Below are 25,090 nucleotides of genomic sequence, written 5' to 3'. Positions count from 1 at the left end.
TCATCACACAGAAGACCCAAAAACGCCAAGGCCGGCTCCCTCGAATCGAGGGGCCGGCCTTGGCGGTCAGGCTGACGGTGAAGCAGGGAGCGAGCGCTCAGCCCGCCAGCGCGCGTCCGATCACCAGGCGCTGGATGTCGCTGGCGCCTTCATAGATCTGGCATACCCGCACGTCGCGGTAGATGCGTTCGACCGGGAAGTCGGTGACGTAGCCGTAGCCGCCATGCACCTGGATGGCGTCGGAGCACACGCGCTCGGCCATTTCCGACGCGAACAGCTTGGCCATCGACGCCTCCTTGAGGCAGGGCCGGCCGGCGTCCTTCAGGCTGGCGGCATGCCACACGAGCTGGCGCGCCGCTTCCAGTTGCGTCGCCATGTCGGCGAGGCGGAAGTTGACCGCCTGGTGCTCGAAGATCGGCTTGCCGAAACTCTCGCGCTCCTGCGCATACTTGACCGCCGCTTCCAGCGCGGCACGCGCCATGCCGAGGCACTGCGCGGCGATGCCGATGCGGCCGGCTTCCAGATTGGACAGCGCGATCCTGTAGCCCTCGCCCTCCGCGCCGATCACCGAATCCGCCGGAATGCGGCAATTCTCGAACAGGATCTGCGTGGTGTCGGAAGCCTTCTGGCCCATCTTCTCCTCGATGCGCCCCACCTGGTAGCCGGGCGCATCCGCCGGCACCAGGAAGCAGGTGATGCCTTTCTTGCCCGCCGCCTTGTCGGTGACGGCGAAGACGATGGCGACGTCGGCATGCTTGCCGGTGGTGATGAACTGCTTGACGCCGTTCAGCACCCATTCGCCGCCCTCGCGCATCGCCGTGGTGCGGATGGCGGCGGCGTCGGAACCGACGTGGGGCTCGGTGAGGCAGAAGCAGCCCAGCTTCTCGCCCCGGGCCAGCGGCCTGAGCCAGGCTTCCTTCTGCGCCTCGGTGCCGAAGCGGTTGATGATGCCGCAGGGCAGCGAGTTCTGCACGCTGAGGATGGTCGAGGTCGCGCCATCGCCGGCGGCGACTTCCTCCAGCGTCAGCACCAGGCTCATGTAGTCCATGCCGGCGCCGCCCCATTCCTCCGGCACCACCATGCCGAGCGCGCCGAGTTCGGCCAGTTCTTTCAGCGCTTCGCGCGGAAAGGTGTGGTTGCGGTCCCATTCGGCCGCGAACGGCGCCAGGCGCTCCTGGGCGAAAGCGCGCATCGAGTCGCGGACGAGTTCCTGTTCCTGGGTAAGAATCATGTCAAACCTCTTCCGGAACGGCCTCAGCCGTCCCATTGCCTATCGGATCTGCGACACTGCCGAATCGGCCGTGTCGGGAGTTTGTGGAGCAGTCGGGGACTGTCCGAGCGACCGCAGGGAGCGAGTTCCGCAGACTGCGGAGCAAATCCCCGGCGTGGCCGGCGGTTCAGGGCACGAATCGCCAGAACCGCACGGACGCCGCAGCGGACAGCCTCGGCCCGGTTCAGCCGCCGCAGCCGACCGCGGCGTCGACCTCGATCGCCATCGCCGTCGCCTCGCCGCCGCCGATGCACAGGCTGGCGACGCCGCGCTTCAGCCCGCGCTTGCGCAGCGCGCCGATCAGCGTCACCAGGATGCGGGCGCCGGAAGCGCCGATCGGGTGGCCCAGCGCGCAGGCGCCGCCATTGACGTTGACCTTGTCGTGCGGCAGCTTCATCTCGTGCATCGCCGCCATCGTCACCACGGCGAAAGCTTCGTTGATCTCCCACAGATCGACGTCCTCGGTGCGCCAGCCGGCCTTGTCCAGCACCTTCTGCATCGCCCCCACCGGCGCGGTGGTGAACCAGGCCGGCTCCTGCGCATGGGTGGCGTGGCCGACGATGGTGGCGACCGGCTTCAGCCCGAGCCTGTCGGCGGAGGACCTGCGCATCAGCACCAGCGCCGCGGCGCCGTCCGAGATCGAGCTGGAGTTGGCCGGCGTCACCGTGCCGTCCTTGCGGAAAGCCGGCTTCAGCGCCGGGATCTTGTCGATCTGCGCCTTCAGCGGCTGCTCGTCCTTGTCGACGACGACATCGCCCTTGCGCCCGGACACCGTCACCGGCGCGACTTCCCAACTGAAATCGCCGTTGTTGATCGCGGCCTGGGCGCGGGTGGTCGAAGCGATGGCGAATTCATCCTGCGCCTGGCGGCTGAAGCCGAAGTGGCCGGCGCAGTCCTCGGCGAAAGTACCCATCAGGCGGCCCTTGTTCTCCTTCGAGTAGCTGTCTTCCAGGCCGTCGAGGAACATGTGGTCCAGCGTCTGGCCATGGCCGAGGCGGTAGCCGGCGCGCGCCTTGGGCAGCAGGTAGGGGGCGTTGGACATCGACTCCATGCCGCCCGCGACCATCACCTCGTTGGTGCCGGCCAGGATCAGGTCGTGCGCCAGCATCGTGGCCTTCATGCCCGAACCGCACACCTTGTTGATCGTGGTGCAGCCGGCCGACAGCGGCAGGCCGGCGCCGAGCGCGGCCTGGCGGGCAGGCGCCTGGCCAAGACCGGCGGGCAGCACGCAGCCCATGATCACTTCCTGCACCTGCTCGGGCGCCAGGCCGGCGCGCTCGACCGCCGACTTGATGGCGGCGGCGCCGAGCTGCGGCGTGCCCAGGCTGGACAGCTCACCCTGGAAGCCGCCCAGCGGGGTGCGGGCGACGGAAACGATGACGACGGGATCGGACATTCCATTCTCCTGTTTTGATACCTTGTTGCGAACCGCGCTCATTGACCGAGCGCTTCGAGCGCCGCGACATAGCGCGGCATGAGATCCTGCGGACGGCCCACATTGAGCCCCAGGTCACGGATCAAGCCGTTCTTGAGGCCGTAGATCCAGCCATGCACGGTGAGGCGCTGACCGCGCCGCCAGGCGTCCTGCACGACCACGGTCTGGGCGACGTTGACCACCTGCTCGAGCACATTCAGTTCGCACAGGCGGTCATGGCGCAATTCGGGCGGCAGCGTATCGACCGCCTGCAGGTGGCGCACATGCACGTCCTGCACATGGCGCAGCCACAGGTCGACGAGGCCGACGCGGGCGCGGTCGAGCGCAGCCTTGACGCCGCCGCAGCCATAGTGGCCGACCACCATGATGTGTTTCACCTTCAGCACATCCACCGCGTACTGGATCACTGCCAGGCAGTTCAGGTCGGTGTGTACGACGACGTTGGCGACATTGCGGTGGACGAAGACTTCGCCCGGCAGCAGGCCGACGATCTGGTTGGCCGGCACGCGCGAATCGGAACAGCCGATCCACAGGTATTCCGGGCTCTGCAGGTGGGACAGCTTCTCGAAGAAGGCGGGGTCGAGCTGCTGCATCTGGCGCGACCAGGCCTGGTTGTAGTCGAACAGGTGCAGCAGGCTTTCATTGTTCGCCTGCTCCTCGGACCACTGCGCGAGGTCGAGGGTGAGGAAGATCGTGCCTTCGATCGGGCTCGGGTAGTAGGCCGGCGCCTCGGTGAAACCCAGCTCGCGGTACAGCTTCATCGCGATGCGCATCGCCGGCAGGGTGTCGAGCAGGATGCGGCGGTAGCCCAGTGCCTGCGCCGCCTTGATCGCCGCCAGCGCCAGCTTGCGGCCCACCCCGTGGCCGCGCGCCTCGGGGTCGACGTAGAGCCGCTTCATCTCGCAGACACCGTCGGAAAAGCGCCGCACGCCGACACAGCCGGCCGGGCGGCCGTCCAGTTCGGCGAAGAACAGGCGTCCGTCGGCCTCGCCATAGGCGCCCGGCAGGTTCGCGACCTCGTCGGCGAAGCCCTGGTAGCTGAGATCGACGCCCAGCCAGGCAGCGTAGTTGCGGAAGAACTGGCGCACCTGCTCCAGCTCGGCCGTATCGGACGGCGTCAATGCACGCAGGCTCAGGGACATGCAAGCTCCTCGGATGGTGGTGGCGTCAGTCTTCGACCCTCAGCCCTGGCGCTCGTTCTTGCCCTGCATGGCCATGATGGTCTGCTGCATGATCGCGCACAGCGTCCAGCGCTCGTCGCGGATCGCAAACACTTCGGCCTTGGTGATGATCAGCGTGCGGCCGGGCTTGATGACTTCGCCGCGCGCCACCAGGCGCTGGCCGTTGGCAGGGGCGACGAGATTGAGCTTGTATTCCACCGTCAGCACGCTGGTGTCGGCCGGCGTGAGCGTGTTGGCGGCATAGCCGGCGGCGGAATCCGCGATCATCCCGACCACACCGCCGTGGATGTAGCCGTGCTGCTGGGTGATCTCGGGCTTGTTGGGCAGGTGGATCTCGGTATAGCCCGGCTCGATCACGGCCAGCTGCGCACCGATCAGCGCCATGGCCTGCTGGAGCTCGAAGCTCGCCCGCACACGCGCGGCATAACCGGGGTCCCTGGGCTGAAACTGCGGCATTTCCGGGCGCATGGCGGTCTCCTGGGCGGGCGTGGTCTGGCGGTGTTCTCGTGTTCCGGGGCGTATTTTCTTTGTTTTTACGTTTACGTCAACGTAATATTGGATTCAACGGAGACGGAATCGCGGCGCACCGCTCAGTCGGTGTCGGCCCGGCCGGCACCGACGCCGTCGATATGCCTGACCAGCTTCGCCCTCGCCGCCGCAGCGCCTGCGGCATTGTGGCCGAGCAGAGCATGGCATTGCTGTTCGAGCATGTCGATCTCGAGCAGCACCGCCTCGATGTCGAGCCGCTGCTGTTCCAGCGCCGCACGGCGCTCCTTCAGCACGTCGAGGAAGAGTTCGAGCTGTGAAGCGGAATTGCGCACACCGCCGTACATGTCGAGCAGCTCGCGGATCTCGGCGAGCGACAGGCCCAGGCGCTTGCCCCGCAGCGTGAGCTTGAGGCGGGTGCGGTCGGCCTTGGTGTAGATGCGGGCACGCCCGGCGCGGGCCGGGGTCAGCAAGCCCTGGTCTTCGTAGAAACGAATCGCACGGGGCGTGATGTCGAATTCGCGTGCGAGCTCGGTGATGGTGTAGGTTTGTTCGTCGCCCATGAGTGGTCCGGGATGGCCGCTGACACCGCATGAGGCGCGGCACAAACAGCAAGATATTGTTTTATAAGCCAAAAATTAAACAAAACAGCGAGAGTTAAGCAGATTTCGGCGGTTTGAGCAACGCCAGGCCGCCACAAGCCCGCTCCCGCACAGCCCCACGAGGAAGACAGACCGATGCCCCCACTGCACTACCCCTTTCCCGACCTCCCCGCCACGGCCCAGGCCGCCGAAGTCGCGCCCGGCGTGCATTGGCTGCGGATGCCCCTGCCCTTCGCGCTCGACCACATCAACCTGTGGCTGCTGGACGACGGCGACGAACGCGTGATCGTCGACTGCGGCTATGGTTCGGACGACACCCGCCAGGCCTGGGCCAGCGTGCTCGATGCCGATCCGCGCCCGGTCACGCGCATCGTCGTCACCCACCACCATCCGGACCACGTCGGCCTGGCGGCCTGGCTGGCCGCGCGCAATGGCGCCAGCATACACATGACGCTGGGGGAATATCTCCTCGGCCACGCCATCTGGCACCAACTGCCGGGATACAACGTGCAGGACATGGTGGCCCAGTTCCGCGCCCACGGACTCGACGACGCCCCGGCGACGGCCCTGGCAACGCGCGGCAACGCCTACCGCCGCGGCATCCCCGAGCTGCCTTCGCGCTACGAGCGCCTGCGCCACGGCAGCATCGTGCCGATCGACGGCCGGGAATGGCGCGTCATCGTCGGCTACGGCCACGCTCCCGAGCACGCCAGCCTGTACTGCGCCGAGCTCGGCGTGCTCATCTCCGGCGACATGCTGCTGCCGCGCATCTCGACCAACGTCAGCGTCCATGCTGCAACACCGCATGACGATGCCCTCGGCTACTTTCTCGACTCGATCCAGGAACTTTGCAACTTGCCCGATGACACGCTCGTGCTACCATCGCACGGCAGACCTTTCACGGGTATCCGGTCGAGAGTGGCGCAGCTCGTCACCCACCACAGCGAGCGCTGCGCCGCACTGCAGGCCGAGTGCCGCAGCGCACGAACGGCAGGCGAAGTGCTGGCGACACTGTTTCCGCGCGAGCTGGACACCCATCAGGTCATGTTTGCCATGGGGGAGGCCATTGCCCACCTCAACTACCTGGAGGAGCGGGGAGAGCTCCGCCGGGAAATCGGCACGGATGGCCTGATCCGTTTCATCGATAGCAAACAATGAAAAAACCTGCCGGAGAGACATTCCGGTCGCCAACCAGGAGTTCAAACAAGATGGCTGCACCTTCCACCGAAACCCCTCGCCCCGAATTGCCCGATCCGCAGGAGGTCGCCAAGACCTACGCCGACGTTGCCCGCCGTGCCTCGCACCTGATCAGCGATCACGTGAACCGCCAGTTGAAGAAGGGCATCACCGCCCCCGCCGACGAACTGGGCATCGCCCAGGCCTTCATGGACATGATGGCCAAGCTGCTGTCAAACCCGTACAAGCTCGCCCAGGCCCAGATGAACCTGGTGTGGGACTACTTCTCGCTGTGGCAGCACTCGATGATGCGCTTCGCCGGCCTCAACGCCTCGCCGATCGCCGCCCCCGAGAAGACCGACAAGCGCTTCAAGGACGAAGAATGGGAACAGCACTTCCTGTTCGACTTCATCAAGCAGTCCTACCTGATCGCCGCCCGCCACATCCATGACACCGTGTGCTGCGTCGACGGCCTGGACGAACAGACCCAGAAGAAGGTCAACTTCTATACCCGCCAGTACATCGACGCGCTGTCGCCGTCGAACTTCGCCGTCACCAACCCCGAGGTCTTCCGCGAGACCGTCAAGAGCGGCGGCCAGAACCTGCTGAAGGGCCTGAACAACCTGCTGCGCGACGTCGAGGACGGCGGTGGCCAGCTGCGCGTCAAGATGACCGACACCACTGCCTTCGAACTGGGCAAGAACGTCGCCACGACGCCGGGCAAGGTCGTGTTCCAGACCGACATGATGCAGCTGATCCAGTACACGCCGAGCACCGACAAGGTGCTGAAGAAGCCGCTGCTGATCGTGCCGCCCTGGATCAACAAGTTCTACATCCTCGATCTGCGCGAGAAGAATTCGTACATCAAGTGGTGTGTCGACCAGGGCCACACCGTGTTCGTCATCTCGTGGGTGAACCCGGACGAGCGCCATACGGACAAGCTGTTCGACTCCTACCTGCTGGAAGGCACGATCGCCGCACTCGACGCCATCGAACGGCAGACCGGCGAGAAGTCGGTCAACGCCGCCGGCTACTGCCTGGGCGGCACCCTGCTCGCCACCACGCTGGCCTACCTGGCCGCCAAGAAGCAGTCCGGCCGGATTTCGGCCGCGACCTTCTTCACCACCATGACCGACTTCTCCGATCCGGGCGAACTCGGCGTGTTCATCGACGAAGGCCAGGTCTCCAGCCTCGAAAAGAAGATGTTCGAGCGCGGCTACCTGGAAGGCTCGGAAATGGCCGGCACCTTCAACATGCTGCGCGCCAACGACCTGATCTGGTCCTTCGTGGTCAATAACTACCTGCTGGGCAAGGATCCGTTCCCGTTCGACCTGCTGTACTGGAACTCGGACTCCACCCGCATGCCGGCCAAGATGCACAGCTTCTACCTGCGCAAGCTGTACATGGAAAACCGCCTCGTCGAACCGGGCGGCATCAGCGTCGACGGCGTGCCGATCGACCTCGGCAAGATCAAGACGCCGTGCTACTTCATCTCGACCATCGAAGACCACATCGCGCCGTGGAAGAGCACCTACCTGGGTGCGCGCAACTTCGGCGGCCCGGTGCGCTTCGTGCTGGGCGGCTCGGGCCACATCGCCGGCATCGTCAACCCACCGGCGGCCAACAAGTACGGCTACTGGATCAACCCGGCCGCCAAGCTGCCCGGCAGCCCCGACGACTGGCTGGCCGGCGCGCAGCAGCACCCGGGTTCGTGGTGGACCGACTGGCAGGCGTGGCTGACCGCCATGGACAGCGAGCAGGCCGAGCCGCGCGACCCCGCCAAGGGCAAGCTGAAGGTGCTGGAAGACGCCCCGGGCTCCTTCGTCAAGATGCGCATCGACGCCACGCAAGCGGCCTGATCGCGGCGAAGCGGCCGGAAGCGAGCGGGGAGGGGCGACCCTCCCCGTTTTTCGTTGCCGCCGCCTGCCATGCCCTCCATGCGCCCCCGGCTCGTCCTCGACACCAACACCATTCTCGCACTGTGGATGTTCCGCGACCCCCGCCTCGCGCTGCTGCGCGGCTGGATCGAGGGCGGTGCCTGCACGCTCGCGTCGCGCGAGGACGCGCTGACCGAGTTGCGGCACGTGCTCGCCTACTCCCGGTTCGGGCTCGGCGAGGATGCGCAGCATGCGCTGCTGGCGGACTATCGCAACCAGGTCGAGGTCCTGCCGGAAATGGCCGAAGGCGAAACGCGCGCGCTCCCCGTCTGCCGCGACGGCGACGACCAGAAATTCCTCGAGATCGCCTTCGACGCCGGCGCCAGCCACCTGCTGACGCGCGACAAGCTGCTGCTGCGGGCCGGCCGGCACCGCCTGCTGCGCGGCCGCTATCGGGTGATGACGCCCGAGCGCTTCAGCGCCGAAACACTCGCTCCGGCAGCGGCGCCGGAACGCTGATCGGCCACCAGGCCGGCCAGGCGGCGGCGCAGCGCGATCAGGTAGCGCAGCCCGGCGACCGCCCGGCTGCCATACCACGACACCATCTCGCCGTCGATCAGCGTCGCGGGGCGCTTGCCCAGCGCCTCGACTTCCGCCAGATGGCTTTCCTTGAAACGATAGGGTTCGGACGACAGGAACACCCGCCCGGCCTGTTCCGCCAGCGGCCACTCGAACACCGGATAGCGCGTCTGCGCCTCCTCCGGCAAGGTACGCCAGCCGACGGTTTCGAGCATCGCCGCAATATAGGTGCCGCGCGCCACCGTCATCCACGGTTGCCGCCAGATCAGATACAGCACCGCTTCGTCGGCCAGGCCCGCACGCAGCGCGGCGGCATCGTCCAGCGCGGACTGCAGCGCGGTGCACAACCTTTCCGCTGCGGCTTCGCAATCGAACACGCTGCCGAACAAACGATACAACTGGAGGTTGTCGGCCGGCGTGCACGGATGCGTGACGATCACATGCGGCACGAATGCCGCCAGCTCATCGACCGTTTCCTTGCGGTTCTCGTCGATATTCACGATCAGGTGCGTCGGCGCGAGCGCCTTCAGCACATCGACCTTCACGTCCTTGGTGCCGCCGACCTTGGGCACTGCGCGCAGGGCGTCGCGGGGATGGATGCAGAAGCCGGTGCGGCCCACCAGCCGCTCGCCCAGGCCCAGGTCGAAGATCAGCTCCGTCAGCGACGGCACCAGCGAGACGATGCGGGCCCCGGGTCCCGCCGGCGCGTGCGCATGGCCGAGGGCATCGACGTTGGTCCGGCGATTGCTCATCCCTGCCCCGCCTAGATCAGCGACGGCCCCGACACGATCGCGGCCGCGTCCTTTTCGGTGATGCGGACCGTCGCGGTCATCAGCACGTGGGCGATCAGCCAGTCACGCAGGCGCTCGGCACCATCGCCGTCGAGGCTGACGAAAGAACAACCCGCCTGCGCCGACCCCGCGAGGAAATTCACGACCACGGCGCGGCCGTGGATCTCGTCCGGCACGCCATCGCGTTGCAGCACGAAGTCGAAGGCCTGGCCGCTGGCGGGCGGTGTCGCCAACGGATACGAGAAGCCGTCGGCGGAAAGATCGTTGAGCGGGATGCGTGCGCCGTCCATCACCACCCAGAAGCAGGGCTCACCCCTGCGCCGGGCGACGAAGCGCTGGCAACCCCGGCGCTCGACCGATGCTTCGGGCGGCACTGGCGCGGCGCGCGTTCCGCTCATTTCCCGCCGCGCTCCTTGCGGATCCGCTCGACCAGCTGGTCGACGACCTGCAGCGCGCCATCGTGGCTGCCCGCCATCGACGCCGAAGTCAGGAAGCGGCCATCCACCGCCACCGTCGGCACGCCCTGGATCTTCATCGCGCGCGCGAGCTGATCGGCCCGCTGCAGCTTGGAATTGACGCCGAAGGACTTGTAGGCATCCATGAACTTGGCCGGATCGGCCACCTTGCCGTCGATCCACTCGCGCACGCCTTCCTCGGTATGCAGCGGCCGGCGTTCATCCTGCACGGCGACGAACGCCTTTTCATGCAGCGTCTTCAGGTCGCCCGAGGCTTCGGCGGCGTAGAACAGCCGCGCCAGCGCGGCGAGCTGCGGGTTGTTCCAGATCGCCGGAACGTGGCGGAAGCTGACGTCCGCCGGCAGCTTCCTGCTCCAGGCCGCGACCAGCGGGTCGAAGTCGCGGCAGTGCGGGCAGCCGTAGTGGAAGAACTCGATGATCTCGATCTTCGACGGATCGTCGGTCGGCTGGGCCGGATTCAGGACCACGAACGGATCCTTGGCCCAGGCGAGATTGGCGAGCGGCAGGGCTGCGGATACGGCGGCAAGCTGCTTCAGGGCATCACGACGGTTCATTCAGGCTCACTCCAGGTTCGATAACGGCCTTCAGACGCCGGCAACGCCTTCGCGTTCCCGGCCATCCGGAAAGTATCGGGCATCACGGTGCGCTGCGGCTCACCGAAGCATTGAAGCCGGCTTCGGCCAGCCGCGCGCGGGTCGGGTTCATGTCCTCCGGCCGCGAGAACGGGCCGATGCGCACCCGATGCACGACCCGGCCGTCGGCCAGTTGCGCCCGCTGGGCGCTGGCCTCGATGCCGGCCAGCGCCAGGCGCGCCTTCAGGTTGTCGGCCTCGCCCGGATTCTCGAACGCCCCCACCTGCAGGTACAGGCGCTCGGCCGGCTTCACCGACACTTCCTGCACCGGCGCCGGCGCCTGCTGCGCAGGCACGTTCACCACTGGCGGCCGCTGCGGGCGCGCCGGCGGCTCGGCCGGCGCAGGCACGTTGTCGCCGTCGGGCAGGATCTTGTAGAACTCGAAATCCTGCTTCGCCACCGGGCGGTCGCCCGGCTTGCCGGGCAGCGCGGCCGGCGCCTGGCGCTCGCTGGGCGGCATGCGCGAAGCCGTCGGCGCCGACTGGAAGGGATTGGCGCGGGTGAAGTACCAGGCTGCGCCGGCGGCGATCAGCGCACCGAACACCAGGCCGATGAAGATGCCGATCAGGGTACTGCCGCCGCTGCGCGACGGCGCGCGCGCAGGCTTGCGGGCAGATTTGCGATCACGACTCACGAAACTCTCCGAAACTCACATCGATTCCGGCGCCGACACGCCGAGCAGCGCGAGGCCGCTGGCCAGCACCTGGCGCACCGCCCCGGCAAGCGCCAGGCGGGCGAGCTTGAGCGCCTCGTCCTCGACCAGCATCCGCTCGGCGTTGTACCAGCCGTGGAAATCGGCAGCGAGATCCTTCAGATAGAAAGCCACCTGATGCGGCGCATGGTCGGCGGCGGCGTTCTGCACCAGCTCGGGGAAAGCCGCCAGCCGCGCGCACAGCGCCAGCTCGCGTTCGTGCTGCAGCAGGCCGAGGTCGGCACCTGCCAGCTCGGACGCTTCGCCGCCCCATTGGTTCAGCACCGAGCACACGCGGGCGTGGGCGTACTGCACGTAATAGACCGGATTCTCGTTGCTCTGGCTCTTGGCCAGGTCGAGATCGAAGTCCAGATGCTGGTCCGACTTGCGCAGCACGTAGAAGAAGCGGCAGGCGTCGTTGCCGACTTCCTGGCGCAGCTCGCGCAGCGTGACGAACTCGCCCGAGCGGGTCGACATCGAGGTCTTCTGGCCGTTGCGGTACAGCACCGCGAACTGCACCAGTGCGACTTCCAGCCTTTCCGGCGGCAGGCCGAGCGCGGCGATGGCGCCCTTCACGCGCGGGATGTAGCCGTGATGGTCGGCGCCCCAGATGTCGATGATACGGTCGAAGCCACGCTCGTACTTGTTCAGGTGGTAGGCGATGTCGGAGGCGAAATAGGTGTACAGCCCGTTCTCGCGCTGCACGACGCGGTCCTTCTCGTCGCCGAAGGCGCTGGAGCGGAACCACTTGGCGCCGTCCTGGACGTAGATGTGGCCCTGCTTCTCGAGCTGCTTGACTGCGCGCTCGACCAGGCCGGTGTCGAACAGGCTCTGCTCGGAGAACCACTTGTCGAAGCGCACGCCGAACTCGCCGAGGTCGTCGCGGCCGTCGCCGAGCTGTTCGTTCAGCGCGAAACCATGCACCCAGGCGTAGTCGTCGCCGAGCAGGCGCTTGGTGTTGGCGATCAGCGCGTCGAGGTGCTCCTCGCGCTGCTGCCTGGCTTCGTCGTCGTTGCGCTCGGCGGGCGGCAGGCCCGGCGTGCCGGCCAGCACCTGCCCGGCAGTGACGCGGGCGAAGCGGTCCTGATGGGCATCGCGCATGTCGCGGCCCATTTCGGTGACGTAGTCGCCCTGGTAGGCATTGGGCGGGAAGGCGATCTCGATGCCGAACTGCGCCAGGTAGCGCAGCCAGGTCGACAGCGCCAGGATGTCCATCTGGCGGCCGGCGTCATTGACGTAGTACTCGCGCGTGACGTCGAAGCCGGCGAAGGCCAGCACGTCCGACAGCGAAGCGCCGTAGGCCGCGCCGCGGCCGTGGCCGACGTGCAGCGGCCCGGTCGGGTTGGCGGAGACGAATTCCACCAGCACCTTCACGCCCTTGGCCGCGCCGCGGCCGAAGTCCGCGCCCCTCGCCAGCACGTCGGCGACGATCGCGGTCTTGGCATCGGCGGCCAGCGCGAAGTTGATGAAGCCCGCGCCCGCCACTTCGGCCTTGGCCACCAGCTTCGACGCCGGCAGTTCGGCCAGCAGCATCGCCGCCAGCTCGCGCGGGTTGCGCTTCAGCGGCTTGGCGAGCTGCAGCGCGAGATTGGTGGCGAAGTCGCCGTGGCTCGCCTGTTTCGGGCGCTCGAGCAGGACGGGGGTATCGGCATGATCCGGTGCCACGCTCTTCAGCGCGGTTTTCAGCAGGTCGGTCAGCAGGGCTTTGGGGTCGGCGCTCATGGCACTCGGCTGGAAATCTAAACGTCGGATTATAGCGGATCGCCTTCCACGCTCCGCGGCTGGCATGTGAGCGCGAATTACAGCGCGCCGAAAGCAGCCCCTCTATCGCAACAATGTTGCGAATAAAGAACAAGCCCCATAGAATCCGGTCATGCCTTCCGCCCCGGCCACACCATCCCACCCCCGCCGCGCCGCCACACAGCTCCGCCGTACCGCTTCGCGTGCCCGCGCGGGCACGACCATGGCCCGGCTGATGTGGGCACTGGCATTGGCGCTGGCCCTGCTTGCGGTGCAGGGCGAGGCCAGGACCCACCTCGTCGGCCATGCCGGGGAGCTGCTGCAAGGCGGGAGCGCTACCGACCGGGCCGAAGGCGATGGCGAGCACCTTGCCGGCGCCTGCCTCGAATGCCTGGCGCTGACCGGCGTCGACTTGCCGCTGGGCGGCCTTTCTCCCGCCCGCACCCATCACGCGACCTTGCCGCGGCCACCGGCGGCCGCGACTCTTCCCGCCCCTGACGCGCCCCCGCTCCGGCCGCGCTGCCGCGCCCCGCCCCTGCCTTCCCTGTCCGTCCTGCTGGCTTGAACCGCCACTCCGCTTGAACGCCCGCCGCGCCCGCACTTCGCCTGGCCGCGGCATTTCCATTGCCGGCACCGCCGGCCGGTGGGGCTTGCTGCGGCCCGCCGGACTCGTCCGGCACCTGCGCACACCCCATCCGGACTGAAAGCAACAAGGGAACTCCGATGTCCACCATGCTTCATCCCAAGCCTCGCTCCGCCTTCCCCGCTCTGCACCCGCTCGCCCGCCGCCCTCTCGCCGCCGGCCTGCTGCTCGCCTTCGCCCAGGCACCGGCCTTCGCCGACGAGGCGAGCGACGGCGGCACCACGCTCGCACCGATCACCGTGTCCGCCAGCGCGCTCACGCTCGGCACCGATGCCATGAGCACGCCGGCCAGCGTGCTCGAAGGCGACGCACTCATCCTGCGCCGCGGCGCCACGCTGGGCGACACCCTGGCCAGCGAACCCGGCATCGCCGCCAGCCACTTCGGCGCCGGCGCCAGCCGGCCGATCATCCGCGGCATGGACGGCCCGCGCGTCAAGATGCTGTCCGACGGCGCCGAGATCATGGATGCCTCCAGCATCAGCCCCGATCATGCCGTCGCGCTGGAGCCGATGCTGAGCCGCCAGATCGAGGTGCTGCGCGGCCCGTCGGCGCTCGCCTACGGCGGTGGCGCCATCGGCGGCGTGGTCAATGTGCTCGACGACCGGGTGCCGACCGCGGTGCCGGAAAAAGGCGTCGAAGGCAGCATCGAGCTGCGTGCCGGCAGCGCTGCCCGCGAGGGCGCCGGCGCCTTCGCGATCACCGCCGGATCGGGCAACGTCGCCGTCCACGCCGAGGGCCTGAAGCGCGATGCCAACGAATACCGCGTCGGCGACGGCTGGCACGACGGCCGCCGCGTCGACGGCAGCTACAACACCACCGACAGCGGCAGCCTGGGCCTGTCCTGGGTCGGCGAGCGCGGCTACCTCGGCGTCGCCTGGAGCCGCCAGCGCAACGAATACGGCCTGCCCGGCCACAGCCACGAATACGAGGACTGCCACCCGCACGGCGACCACCTGCACTGCGGCGGCCACGACGATCACGGCCATGGACACGGCGATCACGATGACCACGATGACCACGATCACGATCATGGGCACGCGCACGGCATTCCCTACGTCGAACTCGACAGCAAGCGCTGGGACCTGCGCGGCGAACTGCTCGACCCGCTGCCCGGCTTCACCCGGCTGCGCCTGCGCGCCGCGCACACCGACTACGTGCATGACGAGATCGAGAAGGAAGACGGCGAGCGCCACATCTCCACCCGCTTCCGCAGCAAGGCCCACGACGGCCGCCTCGAGCTCGAGCACGCCCCGCTCGCCGGCTGGCGCGGCGTCGTCGGCCTGCAGACCTCGCGCCGCGACTTCAGCGCCAATGGCGAAGAAGCCTACGTCCCGCCGACGCTGACGAGGAAGCACGCCGTCTTCCTGGTCGAGGAATACGCGCTCAGCGACTGGCGCTTCGAAGCCGGCCTGCGTCACGAATGGCAGGACATCGACGTCGACTCGGCGCAGCGCGACCGCAGCCACCGCGGCAATTCGCTGTCGCTCGGCGCGGTGTGGAACTTCGCCCCGCAGTACGCGCTGGGGCTGTCGCTGTCGCGCACCCAGCGGCTGCCGAGCGCCGAGGAGCTCTACGCCAACGGCATCCACCTGGCGACCAGCACCTGGGAGTTGGGCAACCCCGACCTGAAGGCGGAGACCTCGCGCAACATCGACCTGTCGCTGCGCAAGACCGAAGGCGCCACCACCTTCTCGGTCGGTGTCTTCCACAACCGGGTCAAGGACTACATCTATGCCAACACCCTGGACGTGCACGAAGGCTTCCAGTTGATCGAGTATGCCCAGCGCGACGCCCGCTTCACCGGCATCGAAGGCCAGCTTCGCCAGCAGTTGAACCCGATCTTCGGCGCCACCGTGTTCGGCGACTACGTCCGCGCCCGCCTCGACAGCGGCGGCAACCGCGACCTGCCGCGCATTCCCGCCCACCGCGCCGGCCTGCGGCTGGACGCGAACTGGAACGCCTGGACGGGCGAAGCCGAGGTCTACCGCGTCGGCCGCCAGAACAAGGTCGCCGAGTTCGAGAGCGAAACCGCCGGCTACACGATGCTGAACCTCGGCGCCAGCTACCGCGGCAAATACGAAGGCATGCCCTGGCTGCTCTACGTCAAGGCCAACAACCTGACCGACAAGCTCGCCTACAACCACAGCTCCTTCATCAAGCACGCCGCGCCGCTGGTCGGGCGCAACGTCACGGTGGGCGTCAGGCTGGACTTCTGACCGCCACACGGCCCGCCGCCCATGGGCGGCGGGTGATCCTTTCCACTTCGCGCCCCGCGGCGCTCAGGCGCCCAGCCAGGCTTTGAGATTCATCGCCATATGCACCGCCCACAGCACGGCGAGCGCCAGGCCGGGCAAGACGCCATCGGCCATCTCCAGCACGCCGATGCCGATGAACAGGCACACGAAGCCGCCGACCGCGAACGTGGCAGTGATGAGCAGCAGGCCGAGGGCGAAGGGCAGCAGCCCCTGGCGCTCGATCTGCCCGCCGCTGCTGACCGACAGCACCCAGCGCCAGATCAGGAAATGCCCGAGTCTGACGACCGCGTCGGGATCGCTGCCGCACTCATCGAGCACACGATCCATCCGAGGGCAGGTCACGACGTCCCCCAAGCGGTACCGCCCGAAATCGATATAGGCCCGGCTGCGCCAGTGCCCTTCCCACGCCATCTCTCCCGTCACGGACCTCACCGGCCCCGGGAAAACCACCCTGAAGTAGGGAGGCCGCTGCTTGCCTGCCATCGTCGTTCGTTCCTTGACATCCCCAGCCGCCGCGACACTCCCGCGGCCAAGCATTCCGCATATGCCGCAGAACTATACTTCCGGTCGACGAAAAAACATATACCTTCAGACGACATCGCGGTTGCTAGCGTTGCATCCATGCAACCCTACCTCGAACGCGACGCCTTCAGCACCCGCCTGCGGGAAGCCCTCGTGCGCGTCGCGCCCGATGCCGCACGGCCGACAGCGCTGGCCCGCGAATTCAACCGCCGCTACGCCGGAGAGCCGGTGACGCTGCATGCCGCCCGCAAGTGGCTGGGCGGCGACGCCATCCCGGCCCAGGACAAGCTGCGCGTGCTGGCCGACTGGCTCGGCGTCAGCGCCGAATGGTTGCGCTTCGGCGCGGGAAATGCGGCTTTCAGCGCCAGGGAGCCGGGGGCGGCGTTCGATTATCAGTTGATGCGCGACATCGCGGCGCTCAGCGACGCCCATCAGCAGGTCGTCAGGGATCTGGTCAAGTCGCTGCACCAGGCGGAAACCCGCTAGAACGCGGCGGTCACGCGCCCACGCCCAGGCTCACCCGTTCCCCGCCCGGCGCTTTCCGGCTAAAGTCCGGCCTTTGCCGCCGCCCCCCTTCCGCCGTGCGCCTCTTCCGCCTCATCAAGATCGTTTCCGTCAGCCTGCGCTTCGGCCTGGACCGCCTGATCCTCGACGCCGACAGCAGCGGCCGGCTGGCACGGGTCTGGCAAGCCGTGTTCTTCTGGCGCAGCTTTGCCCAGCCGCGCGGCGTGCGGCTGCGCCTCGCGCTGGAGTCGCTCGGGCCGATCTTCGTCAAGTTCGGCCAGATGCTGTCCACCCGCCGCGACCTGCTGCCACCCGACCTCGCCGACGAACTCGCGCTGCTGCAGGACCGCGTGCCGCCGATTCCGATCGAGCAGGCGCTCGGCGTGCTGGAAGGCTTCTACGGCCGGCCGATCGACGAGGTGTTCCGCGACTTCGAGCGCACGCCGGTGGCGTCGGCCTCGGTGGCGCAGGTCCATTTCGCCCGCCTGCCGGACGGCACCGAAGTGGCGGTCAAGGTGCTGCGGCCGGGCATCGACCGCGTCATCGCCCACGACCTCGCCCTGCTCGAAGCCGCGGCGATGCTGCTGGAAAAGGTCTGGCCGGAAGGCCGGCGGCTGAAGCCGCGCGAAGTGGTGGCCGAGTTCGACAAGCACCTGCACGACGAGCTCGACCTGATGCGCGAGGCAGCCAACTGCTCGCAACTGCGGCGCAACTTCAAGGATTCCTCGCTGCTGCTGGTGCCCGAAGTGCACTGGGACTGGTGCGGCAGCCGGGTCATGGTGATGGAGCGGATGCACGGCGTGCCGATTTCGCAGACGCCGGCCCTGCTCGCCCAGGGCAACGACCTGAAGGCGCTGTCGCGCGCCGGCGTCGAGATCTTCTTCACCCAGGTGTTCCGCGACGGCTTCTTCCATGCCGACATGCACCCGGGCAACATCTTCGTGCATCGCGACGGGCGCTACATCGCGCTCGACTTCGGCATCATGGGCACGCTCAACGAGGTGGACAAGAACTATCTCGCGCAGAACTTCCTCGCCTTCTTCAAGCGCGACTACCGGCGCGTGGCCCTGGCCCACATCGAAGCCGGCTGGGTACCGGCGAAGACCCGGGTGGATGAGTTCGAGGCGGCGATCCGCACCGTCTGCGAACCGATCTTCGACAAGCCGCTGAAGGACATCTCCTTCGGCAAGACCCTGCTGCGCCTGTTCCAGACCGCGCGCCGCTTCGAGATGGAAGTGCAGCCGCAACTGGTGCTGCTGCAGAAGACCCTGCTCAACATCGAAGGCCTGGGCCGCCAACTCGACCCGGAGCTGGACCTGTGGAAGACCGCCAAGCCCTTCCTCGAACGCTGGATGGACGAGCGCATGGGCTGGCGCGCGCTGGTGCACGGCGTCAAGGAAGAAGCCCCCGCCTGGGCCGGCGCGCTGCCGCAGCTGCCGCGCCTGATCCACCAGAACCTGACCGACGCCGGCAGGCAGCAGGCCGCCCAGCAGCAGCGCCTCGACCAGCTCGCCGCCGGCCAGCGCCTGCAGGGACGCATGCTGGCCGTGATCGGCGCGCTGGCCGCGGCGCTGCTCGGCCTGGAGCTGTACCGCCTGTTCGGCTGAACGAATCCCGCCTGCCTCCGTCCAATTCCGCAAAGCGGCCCTGCCAGAACAATCCTGCGGCGCCCGCGCCAAAGCGGGACGGGAGGTGTGCCATGGAGAAGACAGCCCTGCGGCCGTCCGCGCCGCATTCCCCGCTGAAGATCATCGGTGCCGGCTCCGCGCTCGGCGCCCCTCACTCCGGCAGCGCCGCCGCGCCCGACGCATTGCGGCAAGGCGGCCTGGCCGAACGCCTGGCCTCGATCGGGCTCACCGTCGAATGGAGCACGACGCTGGAAGCGCCTGCCGCCGCGTCGGCCGCTGCCGGCATGGATGCGCGCCTGCAGGCCAACGGCGACTTCGCCCGCCGCCTCGCCGACCAGCTCGCCGCGCTGCCGGCCGGCACCACCGCGCTGGTGATCGGCGGCGACCACGCCGTCGCCACCGGCACCTGGCGCGGCATCGCCCGGCGCGCCGGCCACGCTCCCGGCCTGATCTGGGTCGATGCCCATCTCGACAGCCATACCGCCACCACCACCCATTCCGGCAACATCCACGGCATGCCGCTGGCGGCGCTGCTGGGCGAAGGCGATCCGGCCCTGGCCGGCATCCCCGGCCCGCGGCTCGATCCGACACGGGTCTGCATCGTCGGCGCGCGTGCCTGGGAAGTGGAAGAGCTGCAGTTGCTGCAGCGGCGCGGCGTGCGCATCTTCGACATGGCCGAGATCAGGCGGCGCGGCCTGACAGCGGCGTTCCGCGACGCGTTGACGATCGCACGCGCGGGCGGGGGCGGCTTCGGCCTCAGCCTCGATCTCGACGCACTCGAGCCGCAGGCCGTGCCCGCCGTGACCTGCCCGGAAGCCGGCGGCCTCGACCCCCGCGAGCTCGCCGACGCCTTGCTGGCGCTGCGCAGCTGCGACGATTTCCTCGCCCTCGAGATCGTCGAATACCGCCCCGATCTCGATGCCGACGGCCGCAGCGCACACTGGGCGCTCGAATTCGCCGCAGCGGCGCTGGGCCCGGACAGCAGCGAACTGCGCGAGCGCGAACGGCGTCATGGCGCCGCCAACTATGCGCCGCTGCCGGTGGTGTTCCAGCGCGGCGCGGGCGTGTGGCTGTGGGACGTGGAAGGGCGGCGTTATCTCGACATGATGAGCGCCTATTCCGCCGTCAGCTTCGGCCACAGCCACCCGCGCCTGGTGCGCGCACTGACCGAACAGGCGCAGCGCCTGGCGCTGACTTCGCGCGCCTTTTCCAGCGACCGCCTGCCGGTCTTCCTCGAACGCCTGTGCGCCACCTTCGGCTACGAACGCGCACTGCCGGTCAATACCGGCCTGGAAGCCGTCGAAACGGCGCTGAAGGCGGCGCGCAAATGGGGCTACAAGGTCAAGGGCATCGCCGAGGACGAAGCCGAGATCATCGCCTGCGACGGCAATTTCCACGGCCGTTCGATCGCCATCGTCGGCTTTTCGTCCCATCGCCAGTATCGCGACGGCTTCGGCCCCTTCCCGCCCGGCCTGCGCCGCATCCCCTATGGCGACGCGGATGCGCTGGAAGCGGCGATCACGCCGCGCACCGCGGCCTTCCTGGTCGAACCGATCCAGGGCGAAGGCGGCATCGTCGTGCCGCCGGCCGGCTACCTGGCACGCTGTGCCGAGATCTGCCACCGCCACGGCGTGCTGCTGATCGCCGACGAAGTCCAGACCGGGCTCGGCCGTACCGGCCGCCTGCTGGCCTGCGAACACGAAGGCGTGCGCCCCGACGGCCTGATCCTGGGCAAGGCGCTCGGCGGCGGCCTGCTGCCGGTTTCGGCCTTCCTCGCCGACTGCGCGGTGATGGACGTGTTCCGCCCCGGCGACCACGGCTCGACTTTCGGCGGCAATCCGCTGGCGGCCGCGGTCGGCACCGAAGTGCTCGCGCTGCTGGCCGAAACCCGGCCCTGGGAGCCGGCCGAACGGCTGGGCGAAGCGTTGCGCATGCAGTTGCGCGCCGCCGCGCCGCCCTGCGTGCGCGAGGTGCGCGGGCGCGGCCTGCTGGTCGGCATCGAGCTCGACCCCGCCTTCAGCGCCGCTCGCGCCGCCGAATGCCTGCTGGCACGCGGCATCGCCACCCGCGACACCAACCGCAACGTGCTGCGGCTGGCGCCGCCGCTGATCATCGACGAAGCGGTGCTGCGCGAAGGCGCGAACGTCGTCATCGACACGCTGGCCAGCCTGTCGGACTGACGGCGCCGGCACGGCCATGCGGGTGCGGCACAGCAGTGCCGGGCCCGCTCCGGGGTCGTTTCCGGGTGGCCTGCCGCGCCCCCCTCCCCGCCTTCTCCGGTACTCCATCGGGCAACCGCTCGAACAGAGGCAAATTGCACTGCAACACGCGGCCGATTCGTTGCTAGAATCCGCCGGTTTTGCCGTCGTTCCACCGGATTCGCCCCCTTTCCCCCGGCCCCCTACCCGCCGCCTGGAGACGCCCAACATGATGTTCTGGCTCGTCGTCGCCTACCTGGTCGTGTCCATCGCGATCGGGCTCATCGCCGCCACCCGGGTGCACAACGCCCGGGACTACGTCACCGCCGGCCGCAACCTGCCGATGGCAGTGGTGCTGGCAATGGTGTTCGCGACCTGGTTCGGCGCCGAAACGGTGCTCGGCATCTCGGCCACCTTTCTCGAGGAAGGCTTTCGCGGCCTGATCTCCGACCCGCTCGGCGCCTCGGTCTGCCTGGTGCTGTTCGGCCTCGTCTTCGCCCGTCCGCTGTACCGGCTCAACCTGCTGACGCTGGGCGACTTCTTCCGCATGCGCTACAACCGCACGACCGAGCTGGTGCTGTCGATCTGCATCGTGCTGTCCTACCTGGGCTGGGTCGCGGCGCAGGTCACCGCGCTCGGCCTGGTGTTCAACGTGCTGTCGGCGGACGCGGTGTCGATGAACCAGGGCATGCTGATCGGCGCCTCGGTGGTGCTGCTCTACACCTTGTTCGGCGGCATGTGGTCGGTGGCGGTGACCACTTTCGTGCAGATGATCGTCATCGTGCTCGGCCTGCTCTACGTCACCTGGCTCGCCGGCGACATGGCGGGGGGCTTCGAGGTCGTGGTGTCGAAGGCCGCCGCCGAAGGCAAGCTCGACTTCCTGCCGACACTGGACCTTCTCGACATCATCGGCTGGATCGCCGCCTTCGCCACCATGGCGCTGGGCTCGATTCCGCAACAGGACGTGTTCCAGCGCGTCAACTCGTCGAAGAACGAATTCGTCGCCGTCTGGGCCACCACGCTCGGCGGCGTCAGCTATTTCTTCTTCGCCGCGGTGCCGCTGTTCCTGGCCTACACCGCCAACATCATCGACCCGGCGATGGTCGAGCGCCTGATGGAGCAAGACTCCCAGCTCATCCTGCCGACCCTGGTGCTGCAGTACATGCCCTTCTACGCCCAGGTCATCTTCTTCGGCGCGCTGCTGTCGGTGATCATGAGCACGGCTTCGGGCACGCTGCTGGCGCCGTCGGTGACCTTCACCGAGAACGTGCTGCGCGGCTTCATCCCGGGCATGAAGGACCATCAGTTCCTGTGGAGCACCCGCATCACCATCACCGTGTTCACCGCACTGGTGACCTGGTACGCCACCGGCACCGACGCCTCCATCCACCACATGGTCGAGAACGCCTACCGCGTCACGCTGGCCGGCGCCTTCGTGCCGCTGGCCGCCGGCCTGTTCTGGAAGCGGGCCAACAATCTGGGCGCGGCGCTGGCGGTCGGCCTCGGCCTGGGCACCTGGATCCTGTGCGAGATCTTCGTCGCCGAAGGCGATATCGAGCCTCAGCTCTACGGCCTGTGCACCAGCGCCCTCGGCATGCTGATCGGCGGCCTCGTCGGCCCGCACCCGGCATCCGGCGCCCATCGCACCGCACACTGAGCAAAACCGCGGGCAGCGCCGGCGAGCGCAGCCCGCCTCGCCGGCGCTCCCGGCGCCCGGCTTTGATGGTGATCAACGAACGGCCCGCCCCGCTCGTCTAAGGTGGTGGAGTTTTTCCCGTTCCGGACACCATCATCGTGCCTGCCCCGATCGAGCTCGTCTGCCCCGCCGGCAGCCTGCCGGCCCTCAAGACCGCCGTCGACCACGGCGCCGACTGCGTCTATCTCGGCTTCAAGGATGCGACCAACGCGCGCAACTTCACCGGCCTGAACTTCGACCCGCCGCAGATGCGCGAAGGCGTCGCCTATGCCCACGCCCGCGGCCGCAAGGTGCTGCTGGCGCTCAACACCTATCCGCAGGCGGACAACTGGCCGAGCTGGACGCAGGCCATCGACCGCGCCGCCGAGTTCGGCGTCGATGCGCTGATCCTGGCCGACCCCGGCCTGATGGACTACGCCACCCGTACGCATCCGCAGCTGCGCCTGCACCTGTCGGTGCAGGGCTCGGCCACCAGCTACGAGGCGATCAACTGGTACGCCGAGCGTTTCGACATCCGCCGCGCGGTGCTGCCGCGGGTGCTGTCGCTGCCCCAGGTCGCCCACGTCGTCGCCAACACCGCGGTGGAGATCGAAGTCTTCGGCTTCGGCGGCCTGTGCGTGATGGTCGAAGGCCGCTGCGCGCTGTCGGCCTACGCCACCGGCGAATCGCCCAACTGCAACGGCGCCTGCTCGCCCGGCAAGCACGTGCGCTGGGAAGAGACCCCGAAAGGCATGGAAACCCGCCTCAACGGCATCCTGATCGACCGCTTCGCCGACGGCGAGCGCGCCGGCTACCCGACGCTGTGCAAGGGCCGCTTCGAGGTCAACGACGAGACCTACTACGCGCTCGAGGAGCCGACCAGCCTCAACACCCTGGAACTGCTGCCCGAGCTGGCGCGCATCGGCATCCGCGCGATCAAGATCGAAGGCCGCCAGCGCAGCCCGGCTTACGTCGCCCAGGTCACACAGGTGTGGCGCGCCGCGCTCGACAAACTCGCCGCCGGCGGCGCCGACGCCTTCAGCGTGCTGCCGGGCTGGATGGCCGAACTCAACAAGGTATCCGAAGGCCAGAGCCACACGCTCGGCGCCTACTACCGTCCGTGGAAATGATGGAAACCCGCCCGATGAAACTCGCCCTCGGCCCCCTGCTCTACTACTGGCCGCGCCAGAGCGTGCTCGACTTCTACGCCGACATCGCCGAAACGTCTGTCGATAGCGTCTATCTCGGCGAAACAGTGTGTTCGCGCCGCCACGAACTGCGCCTCGACGACTGGCTCGAAGTCGGCGAAATGCTCGCCGCCGCCGACAAGGAAGTGGTGATCAGCACCCAGGGCCTGATCGAATCCGAATCCGACCTCAAGGTGCTGCGCCGCATCGTGCGCCAGAGCGCGGACGGCGCGCCGGGCTTCCGCGTCGAAGCCAACGACATGGGCGCGGTGCGCCTGCTCGGCGAAGCCGGCGCCACTGATTGGGTCGCCGGCCCGACGCTGAACATCTTCAACCCGGCGACGCTGCAACTGATGATCGACGCCGGCGCCACGCGCTGGGCGGTCGCGCCCGAGATGTCGGGCGAGGCGCTCGCCGCCGTGCGCGCCGCGCTCGCCGCACCGGTCGAGACCGAAGTCTTCGCCTACGGCCGCCTGCCGCTGGCGCACTCGGCGCGCTGCTTCACCGCGCGCCACTTCAACCTGCAGAAGGACACCTGCGAGTTCCGCTGCCTGGCCATCATGGACGGCATCACGCTGCGCACCCGCGAGGGCGAGCCTTTCCTGACCCTGAACGGCGTGCAGACCCAGTCGGCCCGCGTGCACAACCTGCTCGGCGACCTGCCGGCGGTACGGCAGAACGCCGAAGTGCTGCGCATCAGCCCGCAGGGTTCGGACACCCGCCGTGTCGTCGAACTGTTCCGCGCCGCCCTCGACGATGCACAGACACCGGCCGCCGCACTCGCCGCCAGCCGCGAACTGATGGTGGAAGCGCCGTGCAACGGCTTCTGGCACGGCCGCGCCGGCGCCGAGCAGTACGTGGCGGCGTGAGCGCGGCAGCCCGCATCGCCCCGCTTCCTGCCGCATATCCGCCCTGAGAACATCCGGAGCCCGAACATGCCCGCCCTGCCTTCCCTGCCCTTCCCGCCGCCGGCCGTGTTGCTGCCCGGCAACCTGCGCCGCCGCATCGGCGAGCGCCTGGAGCACTTCCGCGTGCCGGACTTCACCGTGCCCGCCGCACTGGCGAAGCTGGCCGGCCGCCTGCCGCAGCAGCCGCCCACGATGGCGCTGACGCTAGCGCTGAACCTGGCGCTCGACCGCATCCTGCCGCGCGACACGCTGGCGCCGCTGAGCGGCCGCCACCTGCAGATGCGGGTGCTCGATGCCGGCCTCAGGCTCGACTTCACGCTGGGCGACAAGGGCTTCCAGCGCGCCGCGCCGGCTGCCGGCGACGGCAAGCCCGATCTGGTCATTTCCGCCACCACGCGCGACTTCATCGCCCTGGCCCTGCGCGAGGAGGACCCCGACACGCTGTTCTTCAGCCGCCGCCTGCGCATGGAAGGCGATACCGAACTGGGCTTGCTGGTCAAGAACACCCTCGACGCGGTCGACTGGGATGCGCTGAAGGCAAAGCTGGGCCTCGGCCGCTGACGCTATCCGTAGGAGCGGCTTCAGCCGCGAAAGCAACTGTGGAAACGGCATCTCAGCCCCATTCGCGGCTGAA

At 68.3% G+C, this 25,090-nt stretch carries 23 protein-coding genes; 12 read left to right on the top strand and 11 right to left on the bottom strand.

Going from position 1 to position 25,090, the window contains the following annotated elements; translation table 11 throughout:
• Positions 1 to 97: 97 nt before the first annotated feature.
• The 5 genes from TBU01S_RS08845 to TBU01S_RS08825 form a co-directional block, all read right to left on the bottom strand.
• Positions 98 to 1,231, bottom strand: a complete 1,134-nt coding sequence (locus TBU01S_RS08845; protein ID WP_068636276.1) for an acyl-CoA dehydrogenase — start codon at positions 1,229 to 1,231, stop codon at positions 98 to 100.
• Between the two features lie 223 nt (positions 1,232 to 1,454).
• A complete protein-coding gene (locus tag TBU01S_RS08840) occupies positions 1,455 to 2,666 on the bottom strand; it encodes an acetyl-CoA C-acetyltransferase (protein WP_068636275.1) in 1,212 nt (403 codons plus the stop codon).
• A gap of 38 nt (positions 2,667 to 2,704) precedes the next feature.
• The gene (can, locus tag TBU01S_RS08835; RefSeq protein ID WP_068636274.1) at positions 2,705 to 3,847 is read right to left on the bottom strand and encodes a carbonate dehydratase; all 1,143 of its coding nucleotides are present in this window, start codon (positions 3,845 to 3,847) and stop codon (positions 2,705 to 2,707) included.
• 39 nt (positions 3,848 to 3,886) lie between these two features.
• Positions 3,887 to 4,354: a PaaI family thioesterase gene (locus TBU01S_RS08830; RefSeq protein WP_068636273.1), complete on the bottom strand. Its 468-nt coding sequence runs from the start codon at positions 4,352 to 4,354 to the stop codon at positions 3,887 to 3,889.
• 122 nt (positions 4,355 to 4,476) lie between these two features.
• Positions 4,477 to 4,935 carry a MerR family transcriptional regulator gene (locus TBU01S_RS08825; protein ID WP_068636272.1) on the bottom strand — a complete coding sequence of 153 codons (459 nt, stop codon included), beginning with the start codon at positions 4,933 to 4,935 and terminating at the stop codon, positions 4,477 to 4,479.
• 174 nt (positions 4,936 to 5,109) lie between these two features.
• Between TBU01S_RS08825 and TBU01S_RS08820 the strand changes: the two genes are divergently transcribed.
• The 3 genes from TBU01S_RS08820 (at position 5,110) to TBU01S_RS08810 (ending at position 8,546) form a co-directional block, all read left to right on the top strand.
• Positions 5,110 to 6,132 (top strand): MBL fold metallo-hydrolase, encoded by a 1,023-nt coding sequence (locus tag TBU01S_RS08820; RefSeq protein ID WP_068636271.1) that lies wholly within the window; start codon positions 5,110 to 5,112, stop codon positions 6,130 to 6,132.
• A 50-nt stretch (positions 6,133 to 6,182) separates the two neighbouring features.
• Positions 6,183 to 8,009: a class I poly(R)-hydroxyalkanoic acid synthase gene (gene phaC, locus TBU01S_RS08815; RefSeq protein ID WP_068636270.1), complete on the top strand. Its 1,827-nt coding sequence runs from the start codon at positions 6,183 to 6,185 to the stop codon at positions 8,007 to 8,009.
• Between the two features lie 78 nt (positions 8,010 to 8,087).
• Complete coding sequence (locus TBU01S_RS08810) at positions 8,088 to 8,546, top strand: putative toxin-antitoxin system toxin component, PIN family (RefSeq protein ID WP_088178855.1); 459 nt, start codon at positions 8,088 to 8,090, stop codon at positions 8,544 to 8,546.
• Here the strand turns inward: TBU01S_RS08810 and TBU01S_RS08805 are convergent.
• The 5 genes from TBU01S_RS08805 to argS all read right to left on the bottom strand — a co-directional run bounded on the left by TBU01S_RS08805 (position 8,477) and on the right by argS (position 12,918).
• Positions 8,477 to 9,358 (bottom strand): helical backbone metal receptor, encoded by an 882-nt coding sequence (locus tag TBU01S_RS08805; RefSeq protein WP_083953524.1) that lies wholly within the window; start codon positions 9,356 to 9,358, stop codon positions 8,477 to 8,479. The two genes, TBU01S_RS08810 and TBU01S_RS08805, sit on opposite strands and share 70 nt — an antisense overlap.
• Positions 9,359 to 9,369: 11 nt before the next feature.
• The gene (locus tag TBU01S_RS08800) at positions 9,370 to 9,795 is read right to left on the bottom strand and encodes a hypothetical protein (protein WP_068636269.1); all 426 of its coding nucleotides are present in this window, start codon (positions 9,793 to 9,795) and stop codon (positions 9,370 to 9,372) included.
• Positions 9,792 to 10,427 carry a thiol:disulfide interchange protein DsbA/DsbL gene (locus TBU01S_RS08795; RefSeq protein WP_068636268.1) on the bottom strand — a complete coding sequence of 212 codons (636 nt, stop codon included), beginning with the start codon at positions 10,425 to 10,427 and terminating at the stop codon, positions 9,792 to 9,794. The genes TBU01S_RS08800 and TBU01S_RS08795 overlap by 4 nt, the downstream gene beginning before the upstream one ends.
• Before the next feature lie 82 nt (positions 10,428 to 10,509).
• On the bottom strand, positions 10,510 to 11,139 hold the full coding sequence (locus tag TBU01S_RS08790; RefSeq protein ID WP_068636267.1) for an SPOR domain-containing protein: 630 nt from the start codon (positions 11,137 to 11,139) through the stop codon (positions 10,510 to 10,512).
• Between the two features lie 15 nt (positions 11,140 to 11,154).
• Positions 11,155 to 12,918 carry an arginine--tRNA ligase gene (argS, locus tag TBU01S_RS08785; RefSeq protein ID WP_068636266.1) on the bottom strand — a complete coding sequence of 588 codons (1,764 nt, stop codon included), beginning with the start codon at positions 12,916 to 12,918 and terminating at the stop codon, positions 11,155 to 11,157.
• Between the two features lie 241 nt (positions 12,919 to 13,159).
• Here argS and TBU01S_RS08780 point away from each other — a divergent pair, with 241 nt between their 5' ends.
• Both TBU01S_RS08780 and TBU01S_RS08775 read left to right on the top strand, forming a co-directional pair.
• A complete protein-coding gene (locus TBU01S_RS08780) occupies positions 13,160 to 13,501 on the top strand; it encodes a hypothetical protein (protein ID WP_068636265.1) in 342 nt (113 codons plus the stop codon).
• Positions 13,502 to 13,659: 158 nt separating this feature from the next.
• Positions 13,660 to 15,795, top strand: a complete 2,136-nt coding sequence (locus TBU01S_RS08775) for a TonB-dependent receptor domain-containing protein (protein WP_068636264.1) — start codon at positions 13,660 to 13,662, stop codon at positions 15,793 to 15,795.
• Between the two features lie 63 nt (positions 15,796 to 15,858).
• Here TBU01S_RS08775 and TBU01S_RS08770 read toward each other — a convergent pair whose 3' ends face one another.
• Positions 15,859 to 16,176 carry a hypothetical protein gene (locus tag TBU01S_RS08770; RefSeq protein ID WP_157659113.1) on the bottom strand — a complete coding sequence of 106 codons (318 nt, stop codon included), beginning with the start codon at positions 16,174 to 16,176 and terminating at the stop codon, positions 15,859 to 15,861.
• Positions 16,177 to 16,455: 279 nt separating this feature from the next.
• Between TBU01S_RS08770 and TBU01S_RS08765 the strand changes: the two genes are divergently transcribed.
• From TBU01S_RS08765 to ubiT, 7 genes are all read left to right on the top strand, one after another.
• Positions 16,456 to 16,842, top strand: a complete 387-nt coding sequence (locus TBU01S_RS08765; protein WP_068636262.1) for a hypothetical protein — start codon at positions 16,456 to 16,458, stop codon at positions 16,840 to 16,842.
• Between the two features lie 95 nt (positions 16,843 to 16,937).
• Positions 16,938 to 18,467, top strand: coding sequence for a ubiquinone biosynthesis regulatory protein kinase UbiB (ubiB, locus tag TBU01S_RS08760; protein WP_068636261.1), 1,530 nt, complete (start codon positions 16,938 to 16,940; stop codon positions 18,465 to 18,467).
• A gap of 92 nt (positions 18,468 to 18,559) precedes the next feature.
• Entirely contained in the window at positions 18,560 to 20,668 is a 2,109-nt protein-coding gene (rocD, locus tag TBU01S_RS24970) for an ornithine--oxo-acid transaminase (protein ID WP_068636260.1), read from the top strand.
• A 247-nt stretch (positions 20,669 to 20,915) separates the two neighbouring features.
• Positions 20,916 to 22,343, top strand: coding sequence for a high affinity choline transporter 1 (locus TBU01S_RS08750; RefSeq protein WP_068636259.1), 1,428 nt, complete (start codon positions 20,916 to 20,918; stop codon positions 22,341 to 22,343).
• 131 nt (positions 22,344 to 22,474) lie between these two features.
• The gene (gene ubiU / locus TBU01S_RS08745; RefSeq protein WP_068636258.1) at positions 22,475 to 23,491 is read left to right on the top strand and encodes a ubiquinone anaerobic biosynthesis protein UbiU; all 1,017 of its coding nucleotides are present in this window, start codon (positions 22,475 to 22,477) and stop codon (positions 23,489 to 23,491) included.
• Between the two features lie 14 nt (positions 23,492 to 23,505).
• Positions 23,506 to 24,417, top strand: coding sequence for a U32 family peptidase (locus tag TBU01S_RS08740; protein WP_068636257.1), 912 nt, complete (start codon positions 23,506 to 23,508; stop codon positions 24,415 to 24,417).
• 66 nt (positions 24,418 to 24,483) lie between these two features.
• Positions 24,484 to 25,017 (top strand): ubiquinone anaerobic biosynthesis accessory factor UbiT, encoded by a 534-nt coding sequence (ubiT, locus tag TBU01S_RS08735; protein WP_068636256.1) that lies wholly within the window; start codon positions 24,484 to 24,486, stop codon positions 25,015 to 25,017.
• Positions 25,018 to 25,090: the final 73 nt, after the last annotated feature.

Source organism: Thauera butanivorans NBRC 103042 (genome assembly GCF_001591165.1).
Classification (GTDB): Bacteria; Pseudomonadota; Gammaproteobacteria; order Burkholderiales; family Rhodocyclaceae; genus Thauera; species Thauera butanivorans.
Note: the sequence above shows the minus strand (reverse complement) of the source record. Positions and strands in the feature narration are given on the sequence as shown.

Coding starts and splice junctions, on each gene's coding strand:
- TBU01S_RS08820 (WP_068636271.1), top strand. CDS start 5,110: ATGCCCCCACTGCACTACCCCTTTCCCGACCTCCCCGCCACGGCCCAG.
- TBU01S_RS08830 (WP_068636273.1), bottom strand. CDS start 4,354: ATGCGCCCGGAAATGCCGCAGTTTCAGCCCAGGGACCCCGGTTATGCC.
- TBU01S_RS08740 (WP_068636257.1), top strand. CDS start 23,506: ATGAAACTCGCCCTCGGCCCCCTGCTCTACTACTGGCCGCGCCAGAGC.
- argS (WP_068636266.1), bottom strand. CDS start 12,918: ATGAGCGCCGACCCCAAAGCCCTGCTGACCGACCTGCTGAAAACCGCG.
- TBU01S_RS08775 (WP_068636264.1), top strand. CDS start 13,660: ATGTCCACCATGCTTCATCCCAAGCCTCGCTCCGCCTTCCCCGCTCTG.
- phaC (WP_068636270.1), top strand. CDS start 6,183: ATGGCTGCACCTTCCACCGAAACCCCTCGCCCCGAATTGCCCGATCCG.
- TBU01S_RS08845 (WP_068636276.1), bottom strand. CDS start 1,231: ATGATTCTTACCCAGGAACAGGAACTCGTCCGCGACTCGATGCGCGCT.
- TBU01S_RS08825 (WP_068636272.1), bottom strand. CDS start 4,935: ATGGGCGACGAACAAACCTACACCATCACCGAGCTCGCACGCGAATTC.
- rocD (WP_068636260.1), top strand. CDS start 18,560: ATGGAGAAGACAGCCCTGCGGCCGTCCGCGCCGCATTCCCCGCTGAAG.
- TBU01S_RS08795 (WP_068636268.1), bottom strand. CDS start 10,427: ATGAACCGTCGTGATGCCCTGAAGCAGCTTGCCGCCGTATCCGCAGCC.
- TBU01S_RS08750 (WP_068636259.1), top strand. CDS start 20,916: ATGATGTTCTGGCTCGTCGTCGCCTACCTGGTCGTGTCCATCGCGATC.
- TBU01S_RS08805 (WP_083953524.1), bottom strand. CDS start 9,358: ATGAGCAATCGCCGGACCAACGTCGATGCCCTCGGCCATGCGCACGCG.
- TBU01S_RS08800 (WP_068636269.1), bottom strand. CDS start 9,795: ATGAGCGGAACGCGCGCCGCGCCAGTGCCGCCCGAAGCATCGGTCGAG.
- TBU01S_RS08765 (WP_068636262.1), top strand. CDS start 16,456: ATGCAACCCTACCTCGAACGCGACGCCTTCAGCACCCGCCTGCGGGAA.
- TBU01S_RS08780 (WP_068636265.1), top strand. CDS start 13,160: ATGGCCCGGCTGATGTGGGCACTGGCATTGGCGCTGGCCCTGCTTGCG.
- ubiT (WP_068636256.1), top strand. CDS start 24,484: ATGCCCGCCCTGCCTTCCCTGCCCTTCCCGCCGCCGGCCGTGTTGCTG.
- TBU01S_RS08840 (WP_068636275.1), bottom strand. CDS start 2,666: ATGTCCGATCCCGTCGTCATCGTTTCCGTCGCCCGCACCCCGCTGGGC.
- TBU01S_RS08810 (WP_088178855.1), top strand. CDS start 8,088: ATGCGCCCCCGGCTCGTCCTCGACACCAACACCATTCTCGCACTGTGG.
- can (WP_068636274.1), bottom strand. CDS start 3,847: ATGTCCCTGAGCCTGCGTGCATTGACGCCGTCCGATACGGCCGAGCTG.